The sequence below is a fragment of the Stenotrophomonas sp. ESTM1D_MKCIP4_1 genome, from assembly GCF_003086895.1.
GTDB lineage: Bacteria > Pseudomonadota > Gammaproteobacteria > Xanthomonadales > Xanthomonadaceae > Stenotrophomonas.
Genome location: NZ_CP026004.1, coordinates 4,172,178 through 4,197,658, shown reverse-complemented (window position 1 = coordinate 4,197,658; position 25,481 = coordinate 4,172,178). Strand labels below are relative to the sequence as shown.

18 protein-coding genes and 1 pseudogene are annotated in these 25,481 nt (G+C 62.4%); 10 read left to right on the top strand and 9 right to left on the bottom strand.

Annotated elements, in window-relative coordinates:
- Window position 1: 1 nt before the first annotated feature.
- The 6 genes from C1924_RS18995 to C1924_RS18975 form a co-directional block, all read right to left on the bottom strand.
- Window positions 2-955, bottom strand: coding sequence for a glycosyltransferase family 2 protein (locus tag C1924_RS18995; protein WP_108766704.1), 954 nt, complete (start codon window positions 953-955; stop codon window positions 2-4).
- Window positions 955-2,178, bottom strand: a complete 1,224-nt coding sequence (locus tag C1924_RS18990) for an O-antigen ligase family protein (protein WP_108766703.1) — start codon at window positions 2,176-2,178, stop codon at window positions 955-957. The genes C1924_RS18995 and C1924_RS18990 overlap by 1 nt, the downstream gene beginning before the upstream one ends.
- The gene (locus tag C1924_RS18985; RefSeq protein WP_159094844.1) at window positions 2,175-3,221 is read right to left on the bottom strand and encodes a polysaccharide pyruvyl transferase family protein; all 1,047 of its coding nucleotides are present in this window, start codon (window positions 3,219-3,221) and stop codon (window positions 2,175-2,177) included. Before C1924_RS18985 ends, C1924_RS18990 begins: the two co-directional genes overlap by 4 nt.
- 53 nt (window positions 3,222-3,274) lie before the next feature.
- Entirely contained in the window at window positions 3,275-4,594 is a 1,320-nt protein-coding gene (locus C1924_RS18980) for an oligosaccharide flippase family protein (protein WP_108766701.1), read from the bottom strand.
- Entirely contained in the window at window positions 4,594-5,913 is a 1,320-nt protein-coding gene (locus tag C1924_RS20395; RefSeq protein WP_159094843.1) for a hypothetical protein, read from the bottom strand. The genes C1924_RS18980 and C1924_RS20395 overlap by 1 nt, the downstream gene beginning before the upstream one ends.
- A 64-nt stretch (window positions 5,914-5,977) precedes the next feature.
- Window positions 5,978-7,147: a nucleotide sugar dehydrogenase gene (locus tag C1924_RS18975; protein ID WP_108766700.1), complete on the bottom strand. Its 1,170-nt coding sequence runs from the start codon at window positions 7,145-7,147 to the stop codon at window positions 5,978-5,980.
- Between the two features lie 650 nt (window positions 7,148-7,797).
- On the opposite strand from C1924_RS18975, the gene C1924_RS18970 reads away from it, so the two are divergent.
- The 3 genes from C1924_RS18970 to C1924_RS18960 all read left to right on the top strand — a co-directional run bounded on the left by C1924_RS18970 (window position 7,798) and on the right by C1924_RS18960 (window position 12,617).
- Window positions 7,798-10,023, top strand: coding sequence for a polysaccharide biosynthesis tyrosine autokinase (locus C1924_RS18970; RefSeq protein WP_108767122.1), 2,226 nt, complete (start codon window positions 7,798-7,800; stop codon window positions 10,021-10,023).
- A 107-nt stretch (window positions 10,024-10,130) separates the two neighbouring features.
- On the top strand, window positions 10,131-11,024 hold the full coding sequence (gene ubiA, locus C1924_RS18965) for a 4-hydroxybenzoate octaprenyltransferase (protein WP_108766699.1): 894 nt from the start codon (window positions 10,131-10,133) through the stop codon (window positions 11,022-11,024).
- Window positions 11,025-11,192: 168 nt separating this feature from the next.
- Window positions 11,193-12,617: a TIGR00366 family protein gene (locus tag C1924_RS18960; RefSeq protein WP_174208974.1), complete on the top strand. Its 1,425-nt coding sequence runs from the start codon at window positions 11,193-11,195 to the stop codon at window positions 12,615-12,617.
- Between the two features lie 111 nt (window positions 12,618-12,728).
- Here C1924_RS18960 and C1924_RS18955 read toward each other — a convergent pair whose 3' ends face one another.
- A complete protein-coding gene (locus tag C1924_RS18955) occupies window positions 12,729-14,393 on the bottom strand; it encodes an AMP-binding protein (protein WP_108766697.1) in 1,665 nt (554 codons plus the stop codon).
- Between the two features lie 307 nt (window positions 14,394-14,700).
- On the opposite strand from C1924_RS18955, the gene C1924_RS20440 reads away from it, so the two are divergent.
- The gene (locus C1924_RS20440) at window positions 14,701-14,868 is read left to right on the top strand and encodes a hypothetical protein (protein ID WP_174208973.1); all 168 of its coding nucleotides are present in this window, start codon (window positions 14,701-14,703) and stop codon (window positions 14,866-14,868) included.
- 58 nt (window positions 14,869-14,926) lie between these two features.
- Here C1924_RS20440 and C1924_RS18950 read toward each other — a convergent pair whose 3' ends face one another.
- Entirely contained in the window at window positions 14,927-15,550 is a 624-nt protein-coding gene (locus C1924_RS18950) for a YiiX/YebB-like N1pC/P60 family cysteine hydrolase (RefSeq protein WP_108766696.1), read from the bottom strand.
- 153 nt (window positions 15,551-15,703) lie between these two features.
- On the opposite strand from C1924_RS18950, the gene C1924_RS18945 reads away from it, so the two are divergent.
- From C1924_RS18945 to C1924_RS18930, 4 genes are all read left to right on the top strand, one after another.
- Window positions 15,704-17,539, top strand: a complete 1,836-nt coding sequence (locus tag C1924_RS18945; protein WP_108766695.1) for a M3 family metallopeptidase — start codon at window positions 15,704-15,706, stop codon at window positions 17,537-17,539.
- Window positions 17,540-17,753: 214 nt separating this feature from the next.
- Entirely contained in the window at window positions 17,754-19,130 is a 1,377-nt protein-coding gene (locus C1924_RS18940; protein ID WP_108767121.1) for a TPM domain-containing protein, read from the top strand.
- Window positions 19,131-19,185: 55 nt separating this feature from the next.
- Window positions 19,186-19,824: a TetR/AcrR family transcriptional regulator gene (locus C1924_RS18935; RefSeq protein ID WP_108766694.1), complete on the top strand. Its 639-nt coding sequence runs from the start codon at window positions 19,186-19,188 to the stop codon at window positions 19,822-19,824.
- Between the two features lie 36 nt (window positions 19,825-19,860).
- Window positions 19,861-20,850 carry an MDR family oxidoreductase gene (locus tag C1924_RS18930; protein ID WP_108766693.1) on the top strand — a complete coding sequence of 330 codons (990 nt, stop codon included), beginning with the start codon at window positions 19,861-19,863 and terminating at the stop codon, window positions 20,848-20,850.
- A gap of 28 nt (window positions 20,851-20,878) precedes the next feature.
- Here the strand turns inward: C1924_RS18930 and C1924_RS18925 are convergent, their stop codons facing one another.
- Entirely contained in the window at window positions 20,879-21,547 is a 669-nt protein-coding gene (locus tag C1924_RS18925) for a VOC family protein (protein WP_108766692.1), read from the bottom strand.
- A 199-nt stretch (window positions 21,548-21,746) separates the two neighbouring features.
- On the opposite strand from C1924_RS18925, the pseudogene C1924_RS18920 reads away from it, so the two are divergent.
- Together C1924_RS18920 and C1924_RS18915 are read left to right on the top strand one after the other, a co-directional pair.
- Window positions 21,747-24,152: pseudogene (locus C1924_RS18920) on the top strand (TonB-dependent receptor).
- Window positions 24,152-25,453 (top strand): aminotransferase class V-fold PLP-dependent enzyme, encoded by a 1,302-nt coding sequence (locus C1924_RS18915; RefSeq protein WP_108766691.1) that lies wholly within the window; start codon window positions 24,152-24,154, stop codon window positions 25,451-25,453. Before C1924_RS18920 ends, C1924_RS18915 begins: the two are co-directional and overlap by 1 nt.
- Window positions 25,454-25,481 lie beyond the last annotated feature (28 nt).

The following is a 25,481-nucleotide window of genomic DNA, read 5'->3' as shown; positions in this document are numbered from 1 at the left end:
GTTATTTGCCTGCAATTTTTACAGTTGCTGTGGCTATTCGCTGATACAAACTTTGAGGAAGAACAATCTGCAAGAAAATGATCGCAGCTATCTTAGGTCGATACGCGCGCCGCAGAAGAGATCTTCCGTAAAGTTGGAGCGCTAGCGGGATCCTCGTGTAAGAAGCCACCCGCGCGCACTGCCATCCTCTATACGCGAAGTAGCTCCGTGGGGATATTTCGCCGTTCGACTTCATATTTTCGATCCACTCAAGCAAGGGGACATAGTTCTTCTGCTTGGATACCCGGCCCGGAATATAGCGGTCATCCATTATGACGAGAGGCTGCTCCAAGTAGGTAATGATAGCGCCGGCGTTGGCGCATCTGATTGCAAAATCAGTGTCCTGTGAGGAAGGTAGGTTCTCATCGAACCTCACGCGCTTTGCGAGCGGCGCAGCCAAGAAAATGGTGGATGTTTGAATCCATCCTGCGTCAGCCATCAAGTACTCATCAATGCGTTCCCCAGCGCGCGGTCCCCTTGGGGGCTTGATCCAGGTCCTGTTAATACCCCTGTCGACTCTTAGCTGAGTGAAGCACATGAAGTTGTTACGGCGGTCTTTGCTTGCGAAAGCGAGCTGAATGCTCAATTTCTCTCGCAGCCAGATGTCGTCTGAATCCAGAAGGGCTATGTACTCGCCACGGGCGGCATCAATCCCCAAATTGCGCGCCGAGCTTGCTCCTCCGTTCTCCTTGCGCAGAACGCGAAAGCGCGAGTCGTATGCGCGAGAAACAAAGCAAACAAGGTCTTCCACGTCGGACGAACCATCATCGACAATGAGACACTCAAAATCTCTCTCTGTCTGATCCCTGACGGAATCCAGTGTGGCGGCGATCGACTTGGCGCGGTTATAGACGGGAATGACCACCGAAATAAGTGGCGGTCGCGAGAACTCGGAGCTTCCAGTATGTTCCATCATCAACCCTTATCTTCCCTAAAGCTGCGTTTCGTAGTGTTGTATTCTTGGAATGTCAGAATGAGTATGATCGCCATCATTGGCGACAGCTTTCCGCCAAAGATAAGGCTTGTCATCCCGGTCATCGTGCAGAAAAGCGCAACGTAGAAAGTTGGGCTGAGTCCGTCAAAACCTTGTTTAGTTCTTCTTAGCACGAAAATTTGCGAAAGAAGGTAAATTGAGACAAGAATGGCGCCAACTATCCCGACTTCAAAGTACGACATCACCCAAGTGTTATGCGCGTGCGGCGGACGATAGTTACCGGTCCAGATATAGTCGTAGATCGGAGAAATGAAGCTGGAATATCCATGGCCGAGTAATGGTCGTGACTCAGCCTCTGCAATCGTTCGTGCCCAAATTAACGTTCGCCCAGAGAGCGACGCGTCGCTCTCTCCTCTGCTGAAAGTATCCTCCAGATATCCAACAGAAATGGCCACAATCGAGGTAAGGATCACGAGACTGAAGATGGAAAAAATTCGTATCTTTCCCCGGGTATAGCTAACCATGATTAACGCCGCGCAAAGCGCTGCGTATACAAGTAGCGTCCGAGTCTGGGTTGCGAGGAGAGTCGCAGCAGAGAACAAGAATACCAGCGTAAGCATCAGTCTACGCTCCTGCGTTCCGCGCGACATTTCACGAGCCAGCCCGGCGAACGACAGCAGCATTGACGAGCCGGCAAGATAGCCCAGCTCGAATTCATGTGACATGATCCCACGCAGTCGCCAGAAGCCTTTCTCCTGAAGCGCATATCCGGGTGCAACCACCAACGATACCCAGCTGAGGGCCATTACGGCTAGGCAAATTCGTACAAATATAACTCTTGTCTGGACTGGGTCATATCTGGCCCCGCCGATTGATATCAGCAGGCAGGCAAAGAGCAAGGACGCATTGGATATAGACGCAGACTTGTCAGTTGACCACAGTGCTGATGCAAAACAGAAAGAGGCGTATACAAAGAACGAAGTCGCGAGTGTAGTCGAGACGCGCGACTTCATCTTTGCAATGTTAAATACGGCATAGGGAAAAAGGAGCAGGTAGCCGATAATTGTAAGCGGATAATTTACGCGGCTGTCGCCGATGCGGAACAGCGAAAGCTGTATGCATAGAGAGGCAAGCATAAATACCGTCACATACCAGGTGGTGCTGGAGCTGCTGGTTGCTCGGAGGACTGGGTGATCGTACTTCAATGGAAAATTTCCCGCGTCACATCCTTGACTTTGTTTTTCATCATCAAGGCGCTCTTCTGGAAAGCCTGAGCGTACTCTAGGCCCGGCCGCGGAAGGGGCGTGCCGTTCCAGGAGTCCAATTCAATGCTAATGCAGTCGCCTACATCGAGAAAAATTCCGGATATTTTCCGGTCCACTTGGGCGCTGATAACTGGGCAAGGAGCCGCCCCGTTAGAAGCCGCCAGAAGCAATGCATGAAGGCGATTCGAGTAGATTAGAGAGCAGGTTGAGTAGACCTTGCTTGCTGCGTTAAGGCTATCGGTCACATCCTCAAAATCACATTTAAAACCGAGTGACATAAGGAGCTCTTGGAGTTCCAGCATTCCTGGGGTATCACGTGCTACCTGGCTGACCAGCACAATCTGCGTGTCGACAGCGAAGGATGCATTGATCATTTCCCCAATTTTCTCGATAAGCGGTCGCCCGCCCCGGTCTGTGCGGAAAGAGAACGCAACCCTGCTGCCGCTCGACTTTTTGCTCGTATCAGGAAACATTACGAAAGCCAAGTCGGGCGCTACGCCTGAGTGCTTTATACCACGCTCACGACAGTACTCGTCTGTCTGGCTGTCACGGACGAAGTGGTAGCTGAGAGCACGCGCGCGGCCGCGCAGCAACTTTTGGTGGCGAACGCCGAGTTTGTCATATGAAACGCCCATCTGAACTGTCACTATTCCAAGTAAAGCCATCAATTGGAGAGCTAGATTGTAAACTGTTCCAGACAGATAGGATCCTTTGGATTTCTCGCCGTTGATTCCACCTGGGATCAATGAGTAATACGAGCGAAGGCCATGCATTCGCCTAAGTGCGAGGGCGAGAAAAATCTCTGCTTTGCCAGAATCAAGCTCTGAGTATGGCGCTTTGGTCGACTCTCGAATTTGTTTGGAAAAATGCGCGGGAATTCCTTTGGCACTGAGGACAACGTTCATGTGCTCGGACATGAGGGCCACGGCCTGTCCAACGATCAGAGCATCCCCAACATTGTCGAATTGGGTCTTGGCGTGCATGTAGCCGACCTTTGGAGCGTGCAGCATAGCCAGTGATCTGATTCGAGAAATTATCACTGGTCACTCCTGTTTTTGCTCGGAAGGAATTTTTTTCTCAGGCGGTCAATTGGCAGGTCATCCCACTTTGGGAAAATGAAATCACTTGCAGTAATTCCAAAGCGAATCTTATAGGTCCTGAGGAACATCGCTGAGATAATAATATTCACAAGAACGGTAGACGATGCCGCCCCAAGCAGTCCCCATGCCCAGGTCATGCCAAAGGTCGCAATGACGTTCAACGCAAGTCCAATCGACAGAATTTTCAGGACGGTGGTTGGAGAGGTCGCCACGGACAGACTTGGGAACAGCATGGTCCAGATGGCTCCGAACAATGTACCCACTACCAGTATCGAGAATAGTAATGAGTGGCCAGCGAAAGACTTTCCGAGAATCATGGGTACCAGAACCCAGGAGAGGGCTACCATCGCAATCGAAATTGCGAGAAACACAGCGACTGAAACCCTGACGGACCTTGCAGTGTTGGCAGCTGCCTCCTCTTTGGATGTTGCTCTTACATTGTGGGAAAGCAATACGACGGATATGGCTAGCCCCACCTCCGTCACCACCTCAGTAAGCCGTTGCAGGCCAAAAAAGATTCCGCCTTCAGTTAGCGTTGATTCGTAGCTAACGGTATAGAAGGCGAGCTTCTTCGATGCTTGCATAAGCACCACAGCGACCATGAATGGGATGCCTGCTCGAACTAGACTTACAATAATCGAAAGGCTTGCGGATGCTTTCGGCTCTAAATACTTCGGTGCCTGCTTGACCGCAAGATAGAGCGAGCCAAACGCCTGTGAGATCGCCAGTGCCCATATTGCTGTCGACAGTGAGAATTGATTTGTCACCAGCATTAAAAGTGTAAGTGCAACTAGAATGATTCTCGATGCAAGCTCGGTTCTATTAAATGTTTTGATGTCCCCTTGGCCGAGCGATGCGCCCTGCAGCATCCGCTGATGCAGCATAAATGCAAGCAATAGTGCGGCCGGAATAGTCGCAGTTGCGGAACTTGTGTTTTCGGGTCCGAATCTAAGGTAGGCAATAGTTAACGGAAGGCAGAGTAGGGCAATGGGCAGCAGGAGTAGGTAAGCGCTTCGTGTGTAATCTGAGCTTGAGGCCGGCTCTTTGCCAATCTGAACCGCAATGGAGTTTCTGACGCCCAAGTCAAGAATCGTGGAAATGATCAGCGTTGTAGTAAAGATATAGCCATAGACGCCCATGTCAGCCAGGCTGAGTTTATTTGCGACGATTGCAAATACCACCAGGTTGGCTGCCTTTCCACCAAATCTTGCAAGAATGGTAAGCAGGAAGTCGCTAGCTTTGCTTGATTTGCTCATCAGACTATTTTCGAGAGGTCGGCAATCATTACTTGGCGAAACCCGTCAACAATTCCGTTAAACGCGATTCGTTGGTAGTTCATGTCCCATGCTGGATGTGGGTCGATACGACGAGGGCCGTCCAAGTTTTTCGTGAATATCTTGCAGATGCTGCGCTCTGTTCCTTTTGCTGCGTCGATCAGGCGGAGTGGGACATTTCCCTGGTTGTCCCTGAATCCTTCTGATATATATGAATCTGTCAGAACGTACTTTCCGCTCGAGTGCAGCGTAGGGTGGCCGCTTCCCTTAGCCTCTCCGCCGACTAGACCAATTGAGCCGTCATCAGGTGATATGTTGACAAACCGCATCTTTCCGTCGATTTTGAGGTTCATCAGAATTCCGCTGCCGTCCGCACTCCAGTTGGGATGATGGCCTCCCTTCGTCCATGCGGAATCCGTAACAACCAGTCGCGCATTTCTGCCATCAAGATCGGTCGTCACTAACTGCAATGCGTGCCCGACTCTGCCGGGGATCTCCTTTACGAAAATAACAAGAAGAAGCTTGGTTCCTGTTGGATCAACCTTCACGTTGAAAAGGAAATACTTTCCCCTGCTTAGCTTTTCCTGGTCGCTAAGTTGTGCGACGATGTCGCGCATTGACGCAACAAGCTCGCACCCGCCTGTTTCGAGGTCGGTTCTCCACAGGCCATTCGACGAACTGCATCGCTCGGGCTGTTTGTACTTATCAAACGGATGTTCGGGAATTCCATATCCCGGTATTAGCGCATTGATAAGTCGAAGGTCGGCGGAGTAGGAATATCTGCGCTTGGGGTCGGTTCCGTATACCGGACCATTTAGGCTAGTCCGGTGGCCGCTATCGAGGTCGATTCGGACCGCCTTCGCGGTGCCGGCAATGGCGTCATTGCAGAAGAGTATGCGATCACTTGAACCCCACTGAACATTTGCTCCAAGCTGTGCTCCCCAGCCGCCGGTCTCATGCACGGTCTTGGTCTCGCCAGTGCGGAGGTCAATGACGCATACCAATGCTTTATCACCCGGAACAGGAATTCTGTTTATGAATGGTACTCGGGTAACAGCGACGAGGTTGCCGGACGGAGAAAACGGACAGACATCGAAAAATGTCGTCATGTAGTGTCCGTTCGGCGGCGTAACCGTCGTGACCTGGACTCCATCAATCGTGGAGCCGTAGTTGCGAATTGGAGAGGTCTCCAGCTTGCCGACGGGATCAGATTCCCAAGGGCTGCGCTGCCATTTCTGTGTCCATACGCCAAGGGCAGCTCGCGCGGTGTCAGGAATTGACTTGGCGAGGCGCTTGATCATTCGCAAATTCTGTTTGACTAACATCGGCCTTCAGTGCCTCATACGTCTCGCTTGGTGTGCTATTTCAGCTATCAATGCCGAAAAGATCACGCGTATATACCTTTTCCGAGACATCGCACAGCTCTTCCGACAGCCTATTGGCGATGATTACATCGGAGCGTTCCTTGAACTCGGCGAGATCGCTCACAACTTCAGACGAGTAGAATTGCGTCTCGCTCAGGGCCGGCTCATGGATGATTACGCGAATGCCTTTGGCTTTGATTCGCTTCATGACGCCCTGGATGGCAGAAGCTCTAAAGTTGTCCGAACCAGCCTTCATGACGAGTCGATAGATGCCAACCACACTCGGGTTACGGCGAATGATCTCATCGGCGATGAAATCTTTACGCGTGCGATTCGCTTCCACAATTGCATGAATCAGGTTCTGGGGTACGTCGCGATAGTTCGCCAGAAGCTGCTTAGTGTCCTTGGGCAGGCAGTAGCCGCCATAGCCGAACGAGGGGTTGTTGTAGTGACCCCCAATCCGTGGATCCAAGCTCACTCCTTCAATGATCTGGCGCGTATCCAGGTCGTGAGTGGCCGCATATGTATCAAGCTCGTTGAAATACGCGACTCTCATTGCGAGGTAGGTGTTGGCAAACAGCTTGATTGCCTCGGCCTCGGTCGAGTCGGTAAAGAGCAAGGGTACATCCTTTCGGATTGCTCCTTCCTGCAGCAGCTGAGCGAATTGAGCTGCCCTTTCTGATCGTTCGCCGACTATGATTCGACTTGGATGCAGATTGTCGTACAGCGCCTTGCCTTCACGCAGAAATTCTGGCGAGAAGATGACATTGGGGCTGCCGAGCCGCTGGCGCAGCTCGTTGGTGCAGCCCACAGGAATGGTGGATTTAATTATGATTACGGCGTCAGGATTGACCGAAAGGACGTCGCTGATCACTGACTCAACTGAACTCGTGTCGAAGTAGTTGGTCACCGGGTTATAGTCAGTCGGTGTCGCCACGATTACGAAGGAAGCGTCTTTATATGCTTCCTTGAAGTCGAGGGTCGCCCTGAGGTCCAGTTTTTTGTCCGCAAAAAACTCCTCAATTTCCGCGTCTTCGATCGGAGAGGTTCTAGAATTGATTTTGGCAACCCTTTCCGGGTTGATGTCCAAGGCCACCACTTGGTGCTGCTGGGCCAAAAGTACTGCATTGGAGAGGCCGACATAGCCTGTGCCGGCTACGGCAATCTTCATGATCAAAATCCTTTTGTTACATCTGAGCTGTAAAACAGTTGGGGAATAAGCGTTGCAGCATTCGGTGAACCACTTCCCCATTGTGGTCAATGCTGCACGCCTCGATTGTCGGGCATCAAGCGCGGCCTACGCACCGTCCACCGATCTCAGGTGAGATTTCTTTAATGCTACTACATGCCAAGGGGTGGTAGGCACGGCTATTGCATGCACTTGGAACCGAAAATGATGAATGGCCGCGGGTCGCTCTGATGGCCGCGCCGCTGGGGCACTCCAGCAAGGAGGCGACCGGAATGGATGCGTTGACACCTGCGTTGGGCGTGGCGGCTGTCCCGACGGGCGAGACGTTGGATGGAGTGAAGATGACTACCGGTAAAAGTGTGATGTATGTCTCAATAGAAGAGGGCGGTCGCACGCCCGGCGCGATTGTTCAATTTGGGCACTTGGCCTGCGGGATGGGCAGACTTTGGGTTACACTGCAAGGCTTGATTCTCAGGCTCCGGCCCTGTCCGCCGGCGAGCGAACGCTCTCAACCCTCCGTTTGGGGTCATCAGGCGCACTCCAATGCTGCTCCTGGGATTTCTGGATTCCAGCTATTGTGGAAGGCTTGGCGCGCCGGGGCGCTGACTGATCCCCTAATTTAGATGGACGCAATGACTAGACATACGGAATCCCGAGCAGTCAAGGAAGATGAAATTGACCTGCGCGAACTCTTTGGCGTCTTGATTGATCGCAAATGGTGGATTGTTGGGACCACGGCAGTGTTCTGCGCCGTTGGCGTCGCCTATGCGCTACTTGCTGCCCCCGTGTATCAAGCTCAGGCGATGGTGCAGGTTGAGTCGAAGGTGCCCAGCATTCCAGGGCTGTCGGACCTTTCGTCCTCGCTTGGCGGTAGCAGTACCGCTGCAACGACGGAGGTTGCATTGCTGACGTCCAGAGCTGTGATTGGTACGGCTGTGGACCAGCTCAACCTTGAGACCCAGATCGACGCGAAGCGGATGCCACTGGTCGGCAATTTCTTTGCCCGGCGGTTCAGACCGGAGGTGCCAGAGGGTGTGGCTCCGCCCAGGTTCGGCCTTTCCAAGTATGGCTGGGGAGGCGAGCGCCTTCGCGTTGGTCGTCTGAATGTGCCGCCTGCGATGATTGGAGAGGAACTCACCCTCAAAACCAATGATGATGGCAAGGGCTACGTTCTCTTCGATGCCGATGGTAACGAATTGGTTCACGGCATCGCTGGAGTTTCTGCTCAAGGCAAAGGGGTTGTAATCGAGGTTGAAGAGCTTCGTGCCAATGCGGGCACGGAGTTCGCGGTTTCTAAGTTGAGGCGTCTTGACCTCCTGACTGAACTCCAGGAGAGCATCGCCGCGACTGAGTCGGGCAAGGACTCAGGCATCCTGCAGCTGACATACGAAGACACTGACCCCCTTCGCGCGGAGGCGGTGGTTCAACGTGTGGCTGACGCGTACGTGAGGCAGAACGTGGATCGCGGATCCGCCGAGGCTGCCGCGCAGTTGCATTTTGTGAAGGAGCAGCTTCCTACCGTGCGCAAGCAGGTGGAAGAGGCTCAGTCTGCGATGACAGCCTATCAGTCGAAGGCTAATTCGGTTGACATCACCATGCAGACCAAGGGTCTGTTGGAGCAGGAAGTTGCTGTTGAAGCCAGCATCCAGCAGCTGAGGCTGAAGCAGGCAGAGATGGATCGCAGCTTTACCCGCGAGCATCCCGCATATCGTGCGCTCCTCAAGCAGATGGGCGATTTGGAAGGGCGGAAGGCAGGTTTCAGGAAGGAAGTTAGTGGACTGCCGGATACTCAGCAGGAGCTACTGCGGCTGACTCGCGATTTGCAAGTCAGTAACGAACTTTATACCGCTCTACTTAACCAGGCCCAGCAGTTGGATGTGGCCCGCGCTGGTACTGTGGGCAATGTGCGCATCGTCGATAACGCGGTCGTTGACATTGCGCATCCGGTCAAGCCCCGCAAGGCCCTGATCGTAATCATCGCCACGCTACTCGGCGGTTTCCTCTCGGTCGCCTTCGTCTTCCTGCAGCGCATGCTCAACCCGGGCATCGAAGACCCGGCGGACATCGAGGCCCTGGGCCTGCCGGTCTACGCCGCGATCCCGCTCAGCGTGTCGAACACGCTGCCCAAGCTGCGCAAGGGCAAGCACGGTACACGTGTGATTGCAGACGGGCGCCAGCACCTGCTGGCGGTGACCGCCCCGGCCGATCCGACCGTGGAAGCGCTGCGCAGCCTGCGTACCAGCCTGCACTTCGCCATGCTGGAAGCGAAGAACAACATCCTGACCATCTCGGGCCCGCGCCCGGGCGTGGGCAAGACCTTCGTGTCCACCAACCTGGCCGCGGTCATCGCGCAGGCCGGCCAGCGCGTGCTGGTCATCGACGCCGACATGCGCAAGGGCACCCTGCACAAGATCCTGGGTGTGTCGCACCAGAAGGGCCTGTCTGACGTGCTGGGCGGCAAGCTGACGGTCGACGACGTGATCCATCCGGTACCCGGTCTGGACAACATGCACTACATGGTGCGTGGTGACATTCCGCCGAACCCGGCCGAACTGCTGATGCACCCGCGCTTCGCGCAGCTGCTGCAGGACATGTCCGGCAAGTACGACCTGGTGATCGTCGATACGCCGCCGATCCTGGCCGTGACCGATCCGGCGCTGGTTGCCACCCACGCGGGCTCGAGCCTGCTGGTCACCCGTTTCGGCGTGAACCAGGCCAAGGAAATCGAACTGACGCTGCAGCGCTTCGAGCAGAACGGCGTGCAGATCAAGGGTGCGATCTTCAACGCGGTCGAGAAGCGTGCCACCGGCTATTACAGCTACGGCTACTACGAGTACAAGTCCGACGAAAAGGCCTGATCTTTTCGCTGGGCAGGACACCGGGGCCCGGTGCGCGAAGGCGCATCGGGCCCTGTCTTTTGCAGCCCAGCGCGGCCCTCCCGCCAGCGCAGGAGTATCCTATCGCCATGGCTGACACCCCCCTTTCCGCGCCACACCCGGCGCCGACGCCGCGCTGGCGTCACTACTGGTCCCTGATGCGCGCCGATCGCCCGATCGGCACCCTGCTGCTGCTCTGGCCCACCTGGTGGGCGCTGTGGCTGGCGTCCGGCGGCCTGCCCCCACTGTGGACGCTGTTCGTGTTCACCGCGGGTGTGTGGCTCACCCGATCCGCCGGCTGCGTCATCAACGATTACGCCGACCGCTGGCTGGACCCGCACGTGGAGCGCACCAAGTCGCGCCCGCTGGCCACCGGTGCGATCAGCGGCCGCGCGGCGCTGGTGCTGTTCGCCGTGCTGATGCTGGTGGCGTTCGGCCTGGTGCTTACGCTGAACGGGCTGACCATCGGCCTGAGCTTCATCGGCGTGTTCCTGGCGGCCAGCTATCCCTACCTGAAGCGCTACACCCATCTGCCGCAGGTCTACCTGGGCCTGTCTTTCGGCTGGGGCATTCCGATGGCCTTCGCGGCGGTGCAGGGCGAGGTGCCCATGCTGGGCTGGCTGCTGTACGCGGGCAACATCCTGTGGTCCACCGCCTATGACACCTGGTACGCCATGGTCGACCGCGAGGACGATCTGAAGATGGGTTCGCACTCCACCGCCATCCTCTTTGGCGAGCTGGATCTGGTCATCCAGGGCGTGCTGTACGCGCTGTTCCTGGCCACGATGGCCCTGGTCGGCGTGCGCGGCGGGCTGGGGGGCTGTTACCTGGCCGGCGTGGCGGTCGCCACGGTGCTGGTGGTGTACGAGTTCTGGATCTGCCGCCACCGCGAGCGCGGCCCATGCTTCAAGGCCTTCCTGCACAACAACTGGGTGGGCGCGGCCCTGTTCGCCGGCATCGCCGTGGATCTGGCGCTGCGCTGATCGCCCGGGGTCGGATCCCTTTCCCATCGGGAAAGGGCTCTGACCCCATCCCGGATTGCCGGCCAGCGGCCGGCACTACCGTCAGGCGCGCCACCTACGACCAATAGGTGGCTGACAGCCTGCACCCCACCGCCCAGAATCGGTCCATCGAACCTGGGAGGGTAGGCGATGGCCTCGACGGCAGCAGTTCAGGACGGCTGGATGGCGCGCGCAGCGCTGCGCTCGGCCGCGTGGGCGGAAAAGTGGTTCCCGGACGCGTACGTGTTTGCGGTGCTGGGCGTGGTCATCGTCGCGGTGGCGGCCATGGGCTTCGGCTCGACCCCGCAGGCCACGGCCAGCGCCTTCGGCGATGGCTTCTGGAGCCTGATCCCCTTCACCATGCAGATGGCCTTCGTGGTCATCGGCGGCTATGCGCTGGCTACGGCGCCGGTAGTGGCGCGCTTCATCGATTTCCTCGCGCGGGTACCCCGCACCGGCCGTGGCGCGGTGGTGTATGTCGGCCTGGTCAGCATGCTGGCCTCGCTGCTCAGCTGGGGCTTCTCGCTGGTGTTCGGTGGCCTGCTGGTGCGCGCGCTCGCCCGCCGCACCGAACTGCGCATGGATTATCGCGCTGCCGGTGCATCTGCTTACCTGGGCCTGGGTGCGGTGTGGGCGATGGGCCTGAGCTCGTCGGCTGCACAGCTGCAGGCCAACCCGGCCAGCATGCCGCCCGGTCTGGTGGAAATCACCGGCGTGCTGCCCTTCACCGAAACCATCTTCCTGTGGCAGTCGATCGCGCTGACGGCCGCGCTGATCCTGGTCTCGCTGCTGGTGGCCTGGCTGACCGCACCGGCCGCAGGCAGTGCGCGCACCGCTGAGGATTTCCCCGGCGCCGCACAGGCTGAGCCCGAGCCGCTGCAGCGGCGCACGCGGCCGGGTGAGTGGCTGGAATACAGCCCGCTGCTGACCGTGCTGCTCTCGCTGCTGGCCTTCGGCTGGCTGTTCAACGAATTCGCCAACAAGCCGGTGGTCACCGCCATCGCCAACCTCAACACCTACAACTTCCTGTTCATTTCGCTGGGCCTGCTGCTGCACTGGCGCCCGCGCAGCTTCCTCAACGCGGTGGCCAAGGCGGTGCCCAGCACCACGGGCGTGCTCATCCAGTTCCCGCTGTACGGCGGCATCGCGATGATCCTCACCCATGCGGCCGGCGGTGACGGGCAGACGTTGGCGCATCGCCTGTCCAGCCTGTTCGTGCACGTGGCAAGCACCGATACCTTCGCCCTGGTGATGGGCGTCTATTCGGCGGTGCTGGGTTTCTTCGTGCCGTCCGGTGGTGGCAAGTGGATCATTGAAGCGCCGTACGTGATGCAGGCCGCCAATGAACTGAAGGCGCATCTGGGCTGGGCGGTGCAGGTCTACAACGCGGCAGAGGCGCTGCCGAACCTCATCAATCCGTTCTGGATGCTGCCGCTGCTGGGCGTGCTGGGTCTGAAGGCCCGCGACATCGTCGGCTTCACCTTCATCCAGCTGCTGGTGCATATCCCGCTGGTGCTGGGCCTGCTGTGGCTGCTGGGCATGACCCTGGCCTATGTGCCGCCGGTGATGCCGTAGGCAGATCCGGGGCTCATGTGGGGTCAGAGCCTCTCCGCCGGAGAGGATCCGACCCTGGGGTCAGATCCCTTCCGTGGGAAGGGCTCTGACCCCAGAGATCACCACGCAACGTCAGCCGGCCGCCGCCTGCTTCTCGATCTCGGCCTGGCGCAGCAGGAACCGCTGCACTTTGCCGCTGGGCGTCTTCGGCACCTGCACCACGAACTCCACCTGGCGCGGGTAGGCATGCGCGGACAGGCGATGGCGCACGTGCTGCTGCAGTTCGTGCGCCAGCGCGTCGCTGCCCTCGAACCCATCACGCAGGATCACGAACGCTTTGACGATCTCGGTCCGCTCCGGATCGGGCACGCCGATCACCGCGGCTTCGGCCACGGACGGATGTTCCATCAGCGCGCTCTCCACATCGAACGGCCCGATGCGGTAGCCGGATGAGGTGATGAGATCGTCGGAGCGGCCGATGAAACTGATCGAGCCATCGTCCTCGCACTCCACCGAATCGCCCGTGCGGTAGTAGCCATCGGCAATGGCCGGGGTTTCGGCCTGGTAGTAGCCGGTGAACCACATGATGGGCGACTGCCGCAGGTCCACCGCCAGGATGCCCGGCGTGCGCGGTGGCAGCTCGTTGCCCTGTTCGTCCAGCACCGCCACGCGGTAGCCCGGCATCGCAAAGCCCGACGAGCCGGGGCGTACGTGGTGGGCGAGGGCATGGTGATTGTTCACCACCATCCCGGTTTCGGTCTGCCCGTAGTGGTCCAGCACGGTGGTCTGCAGGTGTTCGGCAAACCAGCGGGCGATCTCCGGGTTCAGCGGTTCACCGGCGCTGCTGACCACGCGCAGCTGGCCCTTGATGCCGGCACTGGCCTGCGGCCCGGCGGCGATGATCTGCCGGTACGCGGTGGGGGAGCCGGCCAGGTTGGTCACCCCCAGCTGGCCGATGATGGTGTTCAGGCCGTGCACGCTGAAGCCGGCCTCGCTGAAGGTGGTGGCCTGGCCCAGCATGAGCGGGCCGATCACTGCGTAGTACAGCCCGTAGGCCCAGCCAGGGTCGGCGATGTTCCAGAACACGTCGTCCGCACGCAGGTCCACGGCCAGTTCCATGTAGCTGGCAAAGGCCATCATCGCGCGCAGCGGCACGGGCACTCCCTTGGGGCTGCCGGTGGTGCCGGAGGTCGACAGCAGTGCCATCAGTGCATCGCCGGGCAGCAGCACGGGCTCAAGCGTGGGTGCCGCTGCTGCGGTGCCGGCGCGCCAGTCGATGTCACCCGCGCGCAGTGTCTGGCCCGGTGCCAGCACGGTTGCGACCTGTGGGCAGGCATCGAGTTCGTCCAGCTTGCTGCGATGCGCACCGTCGGTCACCAGCAGCCGGGTGTGGCCGGTTTGCAGGCGGCTTTCGATGGCTTTGGGGCCGAACGCAGTGAACAGGGGCTGGTAGACCCCGCCGATCCGCCAGGTGCCGAGGATGGTGGCCAGCAGATCCGGCGTGCGCGGCAGCAGCCCGGCCACCACATCGCCCGGGCCGACGCCGGCCGCACGCAGCACCTGCGCGGCGCGTGCGGCGGCATCGCGCAGGTCATCGAAGGTGTACAGGTGCAGCGCACCGTGTGCGTCGATCCAGCGCAGGGCCAGCCGATCACTTCCGCAGTAGCGGTCGCAGCACTCCACGCAGGCGTTGAGGCCCTCGTCCAGGCGGCCCTGGAAGCGGGCCTGCCACTGCGCGATATCGAAGCGGTCGCGGGCTTCATCGTAGGAAGGGCGTACTGCGGTCTGCGGGGCCATGCGCGTCTCCGGCGGGTATCCACCTGACCATAGCGGGGCGGCGCGCGGGTGGAAAGGGAGACCTTGGGCGTAGGCTGTCATGCGCGTGTCACGCCCCTGCGGGCCCCTGAATACGGCTGGTGCCGGCGCGGCATGAGCACATGCACACGCCGCATGAACCCTTCAGGGGCTTGTGCCACAAGGCGCGCGGGGGTGTCGGCGGTGCGCCTGCACGCCAGCCTAGCTGCGTTGCAACGCGTGGTTAACCTTCGGCTGCAGACGATGCCCCCGTCCACCGCATTCCGCGCGTGGCTTCGGAGACACGGACATGGCACAGCAGAACCAGCAGAACCAGAAGGGTCAGCAGAACCAGCAAGGTCAGCAGAACCAGCAGGATCAGCAGCAGGGTCGCGGTCGTGACCAGCAGCAGCAACAGCAGCAGGACCAGCAGCAGAAGCGCAACCAGCAGCAGGGCAGCCACGACGAAGAAGAATGATCCTGGCCCCGGCCGGATCTGCACACAGAAGCCCCGCCTTGTGCGGGGCTTCGCTTTGTTACAGCGTACCGACGCGTTCCAGCACCGCGCTGGCGGCCATGTCGTTGGGGTTGGTACCCGGCAGGCCCTGCGGCACGTCCATGCCCATGCCGCGGTACAGGTCCACCCAGTGCTGCGAGATCTGCCCGGTCTTCGGGTTGCGGAAGTTCATCGGCTGCAGCGCGAACACATGGTGGGCACGGAACGCGCGCTCGATGAAGTCCGAGCAGTAGTAGCTGTCCTCGTTCAACACATAGGTCGTGTTGTAGGGCTTGCCCAGCAGGGTGCGGGCGGTGGCCACCGCATCGGTGATCGCCCCGGCCGGTGGACTGCGCAGCCGGTACACCACGATCTGCCGTTGCTTGGCACGCGCGTCGTGCTGGAAGTCGGCCAGCGTCTGCTGCCGTGATCCCTTCTCATCCGCGTGCAGTACCTGCCAACCCTGGTTACCGGCCGCCACCAGGGCCACATGGTCGAAGCTGGTCGCCCCCTGCGTGGCGGTGGCATCGTCGATGGCCGCACTCAGGCCGCTGTGCCCGGCGGTCACGAACAACAGATCACCCTCGCGGACCTGGACGCCCGCAGCCAGCGCGGGCGCAAGAGGAGTGAGCAACAGGCCGAGGATCAGCAGGAAGGTACGCATGTCAGCCTCGGGCCGGGCAGGGAACGGATTAGTCTACCCGCGCCCGAACCCGTAGAGTCGAGCCTGCTCGACTGCGGAGTCGTTGTAGAGTCGAGCTTGCTCGACTGCCGTAGGGCCATTCGAGCAAGCTCGACTCTACACAAGGAAGTTGCCATGAACACCCGCAGGACGCGTTCGATCACCGCCGCCATCATGCTGCTGCTCACTGCCAGCACCGCCAGCGCACAGACGCTGCATGCCGATGATCGCGCGTACTTCTCCGATGCGGCAGCCGAGCAGGCCGCGCGCGCGACGCTGGCCGCGTCCATCGCCTCCCTGCGCGACTCGGGCCCGACGGACCCGGCCACCCGCGTGGCACAGGCCGAGCGGCTGCTTGGACAGTGCCAGCGCCATCGCGCGTACCTGCACCTGCAGGCTGCACGCGATGCACGTGACGCCCGCCCTGTGCAGGCGCAACGGGACGCTGCGGACCTCTGCGATGTGGCGGCCAGCATCGCGCGCAAGGCGCTGGTCGACGCACCTACCGATGCGGGCTGGATGGCCCCCTACGCGTGGCTGCGCGCGCGCGCGCTGGGCAGCACCGGCATCTCCACTCCGCCGCGTGCCGCAGGCCTGGATGACGCCGTGGACGAGGTGGCCAGCCCGGCCATGGATGCGTTCGCACGCCTGCAGCGGCAGCTGCTGCGGCATGCCAGCTATCCGGCGTTCCCCAGCAACGGCACGCTGCTGGACAGCCGCAAGGACAGCGTCGCGTTGTCGCGTCACCCGGACCGCGCGCTGCGCGAAGCAGGCTGGAAGGGCTACTGGCAGGGTGTGTCATCGCAGCGCGACGCCATGGCGAGCACCTTGCTGGCGCTGGTCCAGGTCAATGATCGCGCCTCGCAGCTGCAGGGCCACGGCTCTGCGCCGGAGCACAGTTACACGCGCATGGGGCTGGATGCCGAGGCAGTACACGCCACCCTGGCGGCCGTGCGGCGACATGCACCGCAACGTCGCGCCTACCAGCAGGCGCTGCTGCAGCATGCCGAACGGATGGGCCACGCCGACGCGCAGATCTGGGATCTCAGCCTGCCCGACGCGGGTTTCGTTCCGCCCGTCCTGACCTGGGAACAGGTGCGCGACACCGCCACCGACGCGATGCAGGGCCTGGGGCCCGCCTACACCGGGGAAGTGCACGCGCTGCTTGATCCGGCGCAGCGGCGCATGGACATGGCCGGGACGCTGGGCCCACGTACCGGTGATGCCTTCCCGGTTGCCGCGCCCGGCGTGCCGTCCCTGCTGTTCGTCGGCGAGCGCCGTGGCACGCTGGAAAGCGACGTGGAGGTTGTGCACGAAGCCGGGCATGCGGTGCATGCGCAATGGATGGAGCGGGCGAATGTCTCCCCGTTCTATCGCAACGGCACCTCGTGGTTGAACGAGGCGTACGCGATCTTCAACGAGCTGAAGTTCCGCGACCAGCTGTACCAGCAGGCGCAGGACCCCCGTGCGAAGGCGTATTACCTGAAATCCCTGCTGGATGACATCGTGCTGCAGGTGTTCATCGCTTCGGAAGAAGCTCAACTGGAAGAGTCGATCTACCAGGGCGTGGCTGCCGGTACGCTGGGCACGGCCGATGACCTCGACGCGCTGACCCTGGACGTGCTGTCCGGCTACGGCATGATGGCCCAGCGCTACCCGGCACTCGGCGCCACCTGGGAAACCAAGCGGTTGATGTACGAAGACCCGTTGTACCTGGCCAACTACCTGTTCGCCGGGCTGGTGGCCGTGCAGCTGTACGTGCAGGAACAGCTGGATCCGCAGGGGTTCCGCCAGCGTTACCTGGCCGTCCTGTCCGAAGGCTTTGACCGCGCGCCGCAGGAACAGGTGGCGCAGCTGCTGGGGCATGCGCCGGACTGGTCGGCGCTGGTCGATGCCGACCTGCAGGTGTTCGACGTACAGGTGGCGCGCCTGCATGCGCTGCATGCGCAGATCGAAGGCGGCGCCCTGTAGAGTCGAGCTTGCTCGACTGCCGTAGAGCCAGTCGAGCAAGCTCGACTCTACAAAAGCGCGCAGCCCCACAAGCACGTAGCCGCATAAGCGCGCAGCCCCACAAGCACGCAGCCCAAAAAGAACGCAGCCCCAAAAGCACGCAGCCCCAAAAGCACGCAGCCACACAACCACGCAGCCACAAGCACCGGCGGAAGCAACGACCATGGAGAAGGTGATGGCCCACCCGCAACGTCTTTACCGCCCCCTGCTGCTCCACCTCTGGTGCGCGCTGCTGCTGTTCGCGCTGCCGTTGCTGGCCATCGCCCAGACCCCGGTGCCCACGCTCGATTCCCCGGTTGTCGACCCCACCGGGGTGCTGTCGGCCAGCACCACCGAACACCTGCAGCAGCAATCACGCGCGCTGTTCGCACGCAGCGGTGGCGCGCAGCTGCAGGTGCTGGTGGTGGCCAGTACCGGCGACGAGAGCATCGAAGACTACGCGCAACGCGTGTATGACCAGTGGCAACTGGGGCGCAAGGGCGTGGACGATGGCGTGCTGCTGCTGGTGGCGGTGCAGGACCGCCGCGTGCGCATCCAGCCGGGCTATGGCCTGGAAGGCGCAATTCCCGATGCGTATGCCAAGCGCATCATCGAAGAGACGATACTGCCGCGCTTCCGCGCCGGGGATTTCGACCAGGGCGTGATGGACGGCAGCGCACAGCTGGTCAAGCTCATCGACGGCGAGCCCTTGCCACCGCCCCCCAGCAACAACCCATTGGACCTGGCGTGGAGCAACTTTGATTCGGTGATGTCCAGCACGGCGCTGCTGGCCTTCTTCATGGGCCTGTGGCGATCCCCGCGGATGATGGACCCGCCCCCGCTGCGGCGGCCGGGTGGGCCGCGAAAGAAACGCAGGAAAGCAGCCGCCCCGGCAGCGGAGGCCTCAACAGGCACGGCAGTCCCGGCGCGCCGCTGGTGGCGTGCGCCGTTGGAATGGCTGGGGGCGATCCTCGCCGGCACGCTGCTGGCGGCGGTGATGCTGCCGCGTGCGGTGATCGGCGTGGGCATGCTGCTGACGTTCGTCGTACCCGTTGCGTGGGGCTGCGGGCGCAGCTGGCGGCGCAGCCGGGGCACCCGCCGCACGCTGTGGACGATGCTGGCCATCAGCGTGGTGCTGGCCGTGACCCTGCAGCTCACGCGGGGCGTATTCCCCGGCCTGGTCATCCACGTGGCTGCCTATGTGGCGCTGGCGGTGCTTGCCTTCCTCGTCGCCTTGCCCTGCATCGTCGCGCGTGCCTGCTGGCAGCGCAGTCGCGTCGAATTCGCAGTGCGCCTGCTCGTGTACCTCATCGTTGCGGGGTTCGCCGCGTTGTGGATTGCCGACAAATCCAGCGATGCCGATGCCGGCATGGCGATGTGGGCGCTGGGCGGGGTTGCGGCTTACGTGGGGTGGATCCTGATGATGGCCCAGGGGGGCGGCGGCGGCGGTGGCGGCGGCAGCAGTTCAGGGGGCAGCTCGCGCTCCTCTTCGTCGTCCAGTTCCTCGTCTTCATCCAGCTGGTCGGGCGGCGGGGGCCGCAGTGGCGGCGGGGGTGCCTCGGGCAGCTGGTAAGGGCCGTGAGGGCGGGCGGTTGTAATTTACGAAACAATCGGTCTAATATCGCCGCATGGAGCCGAACCCGCCCGTTGCTGCGCCCCGACGCGGCCGCCCGCCGCGCAGCGAACGCGCGCTGCAGGACACCCGTGAGCTGCTGCTGCGCGCGGGTATCGAGCTGCTGACCAGCCAGGGCTACGGCGCCACCGGCATTGATGCGGTACTGGCCCGCGTGCAGCTGCCGAAGGGCTCCTTCTACCACTACTTCCAGAGCAAACAGGCCTATGGTCTGGCGGTGCTGGCGGCCTATGACGCCTACTTCCTGCGCAAGCTCGACCGCCATCTGCAGGACACCGCGCTGCCCGCGCTGCAGCGCCTGCAGTCGTTCATCGACGATGCGCAGCAGGGCATGCAGCGCTTCCAGTTCGAGCGCGGCTGCCTGGTCGGCAATCTCGGCCAGGAAGTAACCGCGCTGCCGCCCGAATACCGGCAGCAGCTGGATGCCGTGCTGCTGGGCTGGCAGCACCGTGTGGCCGCCTGCCTGCGCCATGCGCAGGCCGAGGGCACGCTGGCCGCGCGCGCCGACACCGATGCGCTGGCCGCCTTCTTCTGGATCGGCTGGGAGGGCGCGGTACTGCGTGCCCGCCTGGCCCACAACGTGGCACCGATGCAGGTGTTCGCACGTGGTTTCTTCGACGCCCTGCCGCGCTGAGCGTCCCCGTTCCGTCGTCCTGCACAGGAGTACCGCATGTTCAACGCCATCCACATCGACAAGGACGAGGCGGGTTACCGCGCCACCCTTGCGTCTCTCGATGATGCCGCGCTGCCACCCGGCGATGTCACCATCGACGTGGCCTACAGCACGCTGAACTACAAGGATGGCCTGGCCATCACCGGGCAGGGCGGTGGCGTGGTGCGCCGCTTCCCGATGGTGCCCGGCATCGATCTGGCCGGCACCGTGGTGCACAGCGAAAACGCCGATTACCGCGTGGGCGATGCGGTGCTGCTCAATGGCTGGGGCGTGGGCGAGAAGCACTGGGGCGGTCTGGCCCAGCGCGCCCGCGTGCAGGGGGAGTGGCTGGTGCCGCTGCCCGAGGGCATCAGCGCACGCCAGGCCATGGCTATCGGCACCGCCGGCTATACCGCCATGCTCTGCGTGATGGCGCTGGAACGGCATGGCCTGCGCCCGGAGCAGGGCGAGGTGCTGGTGACCGGTGCGAACGGCGGCGTCGGCAGCTTCGCCATCACGTTGCTGTCGCGCCTGGGGTATCGGGTGGCCGCATCCACCGGCCGCCCGCAGGAAGCGGCGTACCTCACCGCGCTGGGTGCCAGCGGGATCATCGACCGCGCCACGCTCTCGCAGCCGGGCAAGCCACTGCAGGCCGAGCGCTGGGCCGCGGCCATCGATTCGGTGGGCAGCCACACGTTGGCCAATGTCTGCGCCAGCCTGCGCGCCGATGGTGCCGTGGCGGCCTGCGGGCTGGCGCAGGGCATGGATTTCCCCAGCACCGTTGCGCCCTTCATCCTGCGCGGTGTCAGCCTGCTGGGCATCAACAGCGTCACCCGCCCGCGACATGAGCGCATCGAAGCGTGGGCACGTCTGGCGCGTGATCTCGATCTGGCTACGCTGGATGACATCACCCAGGAAATCGGCTTGGGGGATGCGGTCAGCGCCGCCAGCGCGTTGCTGGAAGGCAAAGTACGCGGCCGCCTGGTGGTGGACGTGAATCGCGCGTAGCCCGTGCCCATCCGCGCAGGGCGTGGATCTATGCGACCACCCGCCAGCCCCGCGCGGCATCGGCCAGCTCGCCACTGCCCTGTACATCGCCCACGCGCAGCAGCAGACCCTGCGCGTTGGGCAGATCCTTCTGTCCGGGGAACCAGCGGCGGTCGGCGGCCACCACGATCAACAGCCCTTCGTCATCGCCCATCGGCGCGAACTGCGGCGAGGGCGGGCTGAGCGGTTGCAGCCCGAAGCGCGCGCTTGCGTCGGCGCGCACCGCATCCACATCCGCGCTGGGCAGGCCCACTTCACTCAGGCAGGTCAGTTCACTCCCGTGGAATGCGCCACTGCGCGTGCCGGCCGGCAGGCGCTTCCGCCCGATCAGTTCCAGGATCAGCCCGTCTGGACCGGTGAAGTACACCGACTGTGATTGCCAGTTGCTTTCCAGCGCGAAGTAATCGATGCCCTCGGGATTGCGCTGCAGCGGCACACGTTCGCGCAGCCATGCGATGGCGTCGGCAAAGCGGTTGTCCGGCACGTTGAAGGCCAGGTGCACGCCGCCCAGCGGCTGTCCGTTCGCCGGTTGCAGTTCGATCGTGCTCCAGCCGATGTGCACGTGGTGGCCGACCACGCGCAGCTGCAGCACGTCGTGGAACCAGGCCGCCACCGTATCCGCGTCGGACACCGGAAGGGTGAGGTGAAGCAGGCGCATGATGCGGTCTCCTTGCGTGCGCGATGTTTCGATTCTAGTACGTGCGCAATTCGCGTGCGGCCCATTCACGCATGGCGTGGATCTACTGGCCATCTCTGCGCGACTTGCTCCTGTCGCGTTCACGTCATGCCGGTTTCACACAGTGTGCCGAGACTGCGCGGCTTGTCCTGGCCTTGTCGTGCATTCCTGGAGTCCTGCCGTGCATCGTTCCATGCTGTCGCGTTCCATCCTCCTCGCCCTTTCCATGGTCAGCGCAGGAGGCGCGATCGCAGCAGATGCCAGTACGGCAGACACCACCGGCAGCGGTACCCATGCCGCGCCTACGCAGCTGGATGCCATGCTGGTCACCGGCACCCGCGCGTCCAACCGCACCCAGTTTGAAACACTGGCGCCGGTGGATGTGTTCACCAAGCAGGACATCCAGTCCGTCGATTCCACCGATCTGAAGGACGTACTGGCGCAGCTGGTGCCGTCGTTCGTGGTGCAGCGCCTGCCGATGGCCGACGGGCAGGTGTTCGTACGCCCGGCCACGCTGCGCGGCCTGTCGCCGGACCAGACCCTGGTGCTGGTCAACGGCCGCCGGTTCCACCGCAGCGCGTTGCTGGGCAACCGGGGCGCACAGGCGGCCGACCTTGCGCAGATTCCGACCAGCGCCATCAAGCGCATTGAAGTGCTGCGCGATGGTGCATCGGCGCAGTACGGCTCGGACGCCATTGCCGGCGTCATCAACATCATTCTGGAAGACAGCCCCGGCACCGAGATTACCGCAGGCTATTCGCAGTACGCGCAGGGCGATGGTGCCTCGCGCGATTTCAGTGCCCGCACCGGCTGGGCGCTGGGTGACTACGGCAGCCTGGCGCTGTTTGCCGAATCGTCGAATTCCGATGCCACCTCGCGGACGCGCCAGCGCCCCGATGCCATTGCCTTCCAGGCCGCGCACCCCGAACTGGACGTTCCCAACCCCGTGCAGCGCTGGGGCCAGCCGGAACTGGAAAGCCGCCGCGTGGGCTTCAACCTGAAAGCCAATGCCAGCGACACGCTGGAGATCTATGCGTTCGGCCTGTACAGCCACAGCGATGGCGTCAGCGATTTCAACTGGCGCAATCCGGACACCACCACCGGTGCCTATCGCACCACGTCCATCTTCCCCGGCTGGGACCTGCGTTCCATCTACCCGGTGGGCTTCAGCCCGCAGTACGGCAACGTGCAGAACGACCTGCAGCTGGTGGGTGGCCTGCGCGGCGAAATCACCCCGAAGCTGCGCTGGGATGCCAGCGTGTCGTATGGCCGCAATGCCATCGACTACAGCCTGGACAACTCGATCAATGCCTCGCTTGGCCCGGACAGCCCGACGTCCTTCGACCTCGGCCGCCTGACCCAGACCGAGAAGAACGCCAACGTTGATTTCAACTACGAATGGGACGTGGCCGCGCTGGCCAAGCCGGTGAACGTCGCCTTCGGTGCCGAGTTCCGCCAGGAAACCTATGAGGTGCGCGCAGGCGACCCGGCGTCGTACGCGGTGGGGCCGGGTGCAGCGGCAGGCCTGGAAGCCAATGCCAATGGCGCACCGGGCTTCTCGGCCAGCCAGGCAGGCACGTGGGACCAGCGCAGCCATGCCGCCTACATCGATATGGAAGTACCGCTGGGCGAGCGCTGGAGCATCGGTGCGGCTGGCCGCTACGAAGACTTCTCCAGCTTCGGCAGCACGGTCGATGGCAAGCTGTCCGCACGTTTTGCGATCACGCCGGATGTCGCCCTGCGTGGCACGCTGTCCACTGGCTTCCGCGCGCCTACCCCGGCGCAGTTGAACACCACCAGCACCACCCAGGGCCTGGACACCCGCACCCTGCAGATCTTCACCAGCGGCCGCCTGTCGCCGAATGATCCGCTGGCGCAGCTGCTCGGCGCCAAGCCGCTTACCCCGGAAGAATCGCGCACCGCCTCGCTGGGCCTGACCTGGCGCACCGATGTGGGCCTGTCCGGTTCGGTGGATGTGTACCGCATCCAGCTCAGCGACCGCTTCAGCCAGTCGGCCAGCTTCGCCATCCCGGCCGGCACGCCCAATCCGCTGGGCTACACCTCGGTCAACTACTTCACCAACGATTTCGACACCACCACCACGGGCGTGGACGTGGTGGGCAACTACCTGCGCGATCTGGGCGCCGGCCGCATGACGCTGACCCTGGCCTACAACTTCAACCGCACCCGCGTGGACAACGGCAGCACGTCGGTGGCCACCAACGAAACCCAGCGCGTGCTGTTCGAGGACCGCCTGCCCGAGCACAAGGGCAGCTTCACCGGCAGCTGGGATGTGGGCGCGTGGTCGCTGATGGCGCGCGTGCGCTACTACGGTGCCTGAACCGATTCCACCGGCAATGCAACCGGCGATATCTACCAGCGCTTCGGTGACATGACCTTCCTGGACCTGGCCGTGGGCTACCGCATCAACGCGCAGCACAGCCTGCGCGTGGGCGTGGACAACGTGTTCGACCGTTACCCGGACGAGGCGACCTTCCAGGCCAGCCGTGGCCTGATCTACTCGCGCAACGCGCCTTACGACACCGACGGTGCCAACGTGTACGCGCAGTACCGGCTGACCTTCTGATGGACAGCCGCCGCCGTACCCTGCTGCGCGCCGGCACCCTGCTGCCGGCCGCCGCCGCATTGTCTTCACTGCCTGCCATGGCAGCGGCGCGCTACCCTGCGCCCATGCAGATTCCCGCAACGACCGTGGCGCCGGACGTGCTGGCCCGCGATGAAGGCTACTGGGCCGCCGTGGCCAGCCACTTCGACATCACCGACGAAGTGAACCATCTGGAAAACGGCTACTGGGGTGCGATGGGGCGCGAAACGCTGGCCAGCTACCAGCGCCATACCGCCGAGGTGAACCGTGGCAACGCCTGGTATGGGCGGCACACGTTCCCCGCGCAGTTCATGGCCGTGCACCGCCAGGTGGCGGACATGCTGGGCGTGGGTGCCGATGAGATCGCGCTGACCCGTGGCGCCACCGAGGCGATGCTGGCGCTGATTGGTGGCTACAACCGCCTTTCGCCCGGCGACCAGGTGCTGTACGCCGACGTGGACTACGACAGCATGATCGGCGCCATGCGCTGGCTGCAGCAGCGTCGTGGCGTGCAGGTGGAACGCATCGCGCTGCCGGCCGTGCCCGACGCCGCGCAGATCCTGCAGGCCTATGACGCCGCGTTCGCGCGCCTGCCCAGGTTGAAGCTGGTGCTGCTGACCCAGGTCAGCCACCGCCATGGCCTGGTGCTGCCGGTGGCTGAAATCGCCGAGCGTGCGCGGGCACGAGGCATTGATGTCATCGTCGATGCGGCCCATGGTTTCGGCCAGATTGCCTATGCCGTGCCGGACCTGAAGGCCGATTTCGTGGGCATCAACCTGCACAAATGGATCGGTGCACCGGTGGGCGTCGGCGCGATGTACGTGCGCAAGGGCCGCGTGGCCGATCTCGACCCGTACATGGGCGAGGCCGACGATGGCCGCGTGGGCAGCCGGGTGCATACCGGTACGGTCAACTTCGCCGCGTACCTGGCGCTGCCTGAAGCCATCGCACTGCACCAGCGCATCGGCGCGGCCAACAAGCAGGCACGCCTGCGCTACCTGCGCGAGCGCTGGACCGTGCCTGCGCGGCAGATGGCGCACCTGGAAGTGCTGTCCTCGCCGGACCCTGCATTGGCCAGCGCGCTGGCCAGCTTCCGCCTGCGCGGGCGTACCAGTGTGGCCGACAACATGGCGCTGCAGAAGCGGCTGCTGGATGAGCACCGCGTGTTCACCACTCACCGCGATGGCCTGGAATCGGGCGCCTGCGTGCGGGTCACGCCATCGGTGTTCACCCGGCCACAGCAGATGGATGCGCTGGTGGACGCGCTGGCCGCGGTGGCCTGAGGTGCTCTGGTGAGGGGTCAGAGCCCTT